The following is a 3664-nucleotide window of genomic DNA, read 5'->3' on the forward strand; positions in this document are numbered from 1 at the left end:
CTTCTCGCCTGAAGATTTCGGCGACTGGCCCGTCGGGGAGTTGCAGTACAACCAGCGGCGTAAAGCGCGACCGGTCGAGATTTTTTATCAAGCCAAGCGCAGACAGGTGACTGCCACCAAAAAGGTCGCCGATGAAGGGAAAGCAAACGGTAATTGCCTTAGCGTTCCTCATCGTTGATTTTCTGCATCAATTTGTGTTGGCAGTCTACGTTCCTTCAGGGCTAAGGCTCGACTTGAGCAGGTCATCAACTTGGCTTTTTTCCAATCGGTAAACCGCTTTCTTGCGAGTAGCCCAACGACAGTTCAACAGCCGCTGACGATCGGCCGGATTTCCTGAATGCGTTGCGAGTAGGCCAATTTGCCTTCGGCTTCGCTGCCGGCCTTGAAGTCGCGACGCGTTTGGATTCTGCGAGGGAAAAGAAGGGATAGGCAATGAGTCTTGCGCATCGCGGGGAACAGATCGAGCTGTTTGCGTTCCAAAGCTGGGCGAGTCTGGACCGACAAAAGGGAATCGCCGCGCGATAAGCGGCGTATCGACCGGCCTGGGCCGGAGGCGGGGTCGGGTAGCGCTTGGCGGGCAGGATTGTGCCGCGGGGATCGGAGGTGGACGTCACCGCGCCGCGATCGGCCCAGGCTTCGAGATCGTCGATGGCGTACACAACGCGGCCGCCAAGCTTGCGATAGGCGGGACCGGTTCCATAGGTGCGATGCTTTTCGAAGGTGCGCGAGGAGAGACTGAGGAAAGTGGCCGCTTCCTTGGTGCGCAGAAAGCGCGGAGGCAAGCCGGCGTTTCGACAGTTCATCTGATGTCTCCATCACGTTTGTGAATGCCGTTGAGATCGAGCCGCGGACACGGGTGATGATGGAGAAGGGGATAAAGCGCTATTCAGGTGCCAAATGAGCGGGGGCTAATTTCGCACATATGCCGCCAGACTTGCCGACCAGAGCTCAGGAGCCGCGACGGCGGAACCTTAGCAACTGGCGGTAGCCGCCATCGATCATCTTGTGGCCGTCACGTATGAGGCGAAGCGTTGCATAGCGAAATGGTGACTCTTGCCATTCCGCTGCGATGACAAAGCGCGAGCCGAACAGCACATGGGCTATTTCGAAATGAGAGGCGCCTTCAATGCGGCCGTCGAGGGCGCGAAGCATGCGAGCAAGTCGAGTCCGTTGTGATGACGTCAGCCGCGGGTCCCGTACGCTGCGTCCCTTGAGYGATCTTATAAACCTGTCGACCGATGAAAGTCGTTCGAGTGCCTTGGCGTCGAGGGGCACTATTGCTGCTAGGGGGCGCGTGCTGTCGGTGCCATGAACAAGCGCGATCTGCCAGCCATTTGCTGCGGACAAATTGCGCTTATGCTCTCCGAATTCGTCACGTTGTGAAACTGCCGGCGGTAAAGCGGCCTGGACGTCGGAATCCTCCGACAAAAGCGGCGGAGTATTGACGAGCAGGATGACGCCGGGGTCGACCTCTGGTGTCCAGTAAACCGGCTGCTTTGCCGCCGGTCGCTCAGGATTGGCTGGGAAATCGCAGCCCCCACCGTCTCTGCAGCCTTTTCGCGGAGGAGGAAGGCGTGAAACCTTCATTGTGGATGTCTGCGAACTCTTGCTGGTAGGCTGGATTCCTTCTTAGGAATTCCCAGGCAAGTGCGTCCGCTGGGATCTTTCCGATGAAGTCATAAGCCTGCGAGCTGTGCCACTCAGAAGAATCCGGCTTCATCCATCCCCCCCAGCAAATTGCGGACTACTTACTAGGGCAATGGGAAAACCGAGGATATCGCCAAAAATGGCGATTGACAGATTGTGAGGAAAGGAGGCAGCGAGCGCCTATCCAACCTGGGTGATGAGGTCGACGCCAGACCCTGTTGACATCGTTGGAGGCATTGTCATCCGCGATCGACCAGCGTCATAAACGCTCGACATCGGTCACCAGCTTAAATAGGCAGTCTCCAGCAGATGTGAGGGCCGGCGCGCGGCGGCAGGCGACAAGGCCGGACTGGGTGAATCGGATGAGCGTTGCGGGCTCATGTGACCCCGCTATCGGATGGATGACGCCCGCGCATTGGCCAGCGGTGACGGTGTCGCCGATTTCGCTAGCTGGCTCGAAGATGCCTCTGACGGGCGCATAGGTGARGGCTAGCCTGCCATCGACCCGCATCAATCGTGTTTGCTCCGCCGGTTCGACGATGGCRCSGGGCAGGATTCCCATATGTTTCAGCACACGCAGCACRCCGTCTCGCGCAAGGGTTTCGCCCTGGCGTGACATCGTCGCACCCCCACCGAGTTCGGTCGTCARGGCTGGAATRCCKAGCAYYTGRGCWGTCGCTGASAGTGTGGTSGCGCCRCCGCCRCCWGARCCGTCGCTGATCGAGCCGATGGGGGCGCCAAAGACATGCATCAGTTCGATGAGCTGTGCCGTTTCGGTTTCAGWCTTGCCGGTACGGATCAGGCAGCACGGCAGATAGAAGAGCGACGTGCCGCCGGAGTGCAGGTCGATGACGATGTCGGTGAGAGGCAGAAGCACCTGTGCGACGTAGTGGGCGATTATCTGAGTTGGGGTGCCATTGGCGTCGCCGGGAAACATCCGATTGAGATTGCCCTGGTCGAGCGGCGACACCCGTCTGCCGGCGTCGACCGCGGGATAATTCAGTGCCGGCAGGATGATGATGCGGCCGCAAAGCTCGCTTGCTTCAACCTGCCGGGCGAGTTTGCCCAGCGCAACCTGGCCCTCATACTCATCGCCGTGATTGCCAGCGACAAGCAGGGCGGTCGGCCCGTTGCCGTTCTTGATGCAGACAATGGGGATCGGAATGGTGCCATAGGCGGAGCGGTGGCTCGAAAACGGCAGCCGCAGACAACTGATCTGCTTGCCGTCCTTGTCAAAATCGACGTCCGTCCAGATGCGTGTGTCGTTTGCCACTGATCCCTCCCTCCTCGTCAAACCACCCTCGTCAATGCAACAGCGTGTTGAGAAAGGAGCGGGCGCGGGGATGATTGGGTGTCGAAAAGAAAGCCACCGGCGAGGCTTGTTCGACAATGCTGCCCTGATCCATGAACACGACCTGGTCGGCAACCTCACGGGCAAAACCCATCTCATGGGTGACGCAGATCATCGTCATGCCCTCGTGGGCGAGCCCGGTCATGACATCGAGCACCTCCTTGACCATCTCGGGATCGAGTGCCGAGGTTGGCTCGTCAAACAGCATCAGGCGCGGGTTCATGCACAATGCACGGGCGATCGCCACGCGTTGCTGCTGTCCGCCCGACAGTTGCGCGGGGTATTTGTGCGCCTGTTCGGGAATGCGGACCTTTTCGAGGAAATGGCGCGCCAGGCTCTCGGCTTCGTTGCGCGGCATGCGAAGAACCCGCCGCAAGGCCAGGGTACAGTTCGACAAAACAGTCAGATGCGGAAACAGGTTGAAGCTCTGAAACACCATGCCGGTCTGGCGGCGGGCGAGAGTTGTCTCCTTGGCGTGGTCGCCCAGCCGGATCGTGCCCAGGGTCACGGTGCCCTGCTGATAGGCTTCAAGCCCGTTCAGGCAGCGGATCAGGGTGGATTTGCCCGAACCTGACGGTCCGCAGATCACGACGCGAGACCCRCTTTGTATGGTGAGGTTGAYCTCCTTCAACACATGGAAGGTGCCATACCATTTGTTGAGCGAGG

4 protein-coding genes and 2 pseudogenes are annotated in these 3664 nt (G+C 59.4%); all 6 read right to left on the minus strand.

Going from position 1 to position 3664, the window contains the following annotated elements; translation table 11 throughout:
- Nucleotides 1-172, minus strand: a pseudogene (locus AC1DUU_RS26200) (glycosyltransferase family 4 protein); the annotation flags it as partial.
- Nucleotides 173-527: 355 nt separating this feature from the next.
- Nucleotides 528-803: pseudogene (locus AC1DUU_RS26205) on the minus strand (helix-turn-helix transcriptional regulator); the annotation flags it as partial.
- 145 nt (nt 804-948) lie between these two features.
- Nucleotides 949-1587 carry a DUF2285 domain-containing protein gene (locus AC1DUU_RS26210; RefSeq protein ID WP_476786286.1) on the minus strand — a complete coding sequence of 213 codons (639 nt, stop codon included), beginning with the start codon at nt 1585-1587 and terminating at the stop codon, nt 949-951.
- Nucleotides 1511-1720 (minus strand): transcriptional regulator domain-containing protein, encoded by a 210-nt coding sequence (locus AC1DUU_RS26215; RefSeq protein WP_476786287.1) that lies wholly within the window; start codon nt 1718-1720, stop codon nt 1511-1513. Before AC1DUU_RS26215 ends, AC1DUU_RS26210 begins: the two co-directional genes overlap by 77 nt.
- 186 nt (nt 1721-1906) lie before the next feature.
- Nucleotides 1907-2920 carry a succinylglutamate desuccinylase/aspartoacylase family protein gene (locus AC1DUU_RS26220; RefSeq protein WP_476786288.1) on the minus strand — a complete coding sequence of 338 codons (1014 nt, stop codon included), beginning with the start codon at nt 2918-2920 and terminating at the stop codon, nt 1907-1909.
- 31 nt (nt 2921-2951) lie between these two features.
- Nucleotides 2952-3664 (minus strand): amino acid ABC transporter ATP-binding protein (locus AC1DUU_RS26225; protein ID WP_476786289.1); only part of this gene is annotated, 713 nt, incomplete at its 5' end.

The organism is Aminobacter sp. P4_H6_2, from assembly GCF_056400805.1.

Coding starts and splice junctions, on each gene's coding strand:
- AC1DUU_RS26215 (WP_476786287.1), bottom strand. CDS start 1,720: ATGAAGCCGGATTCTTCTGAGTGGCACAGCTCGCAGGCTTATGACTTC.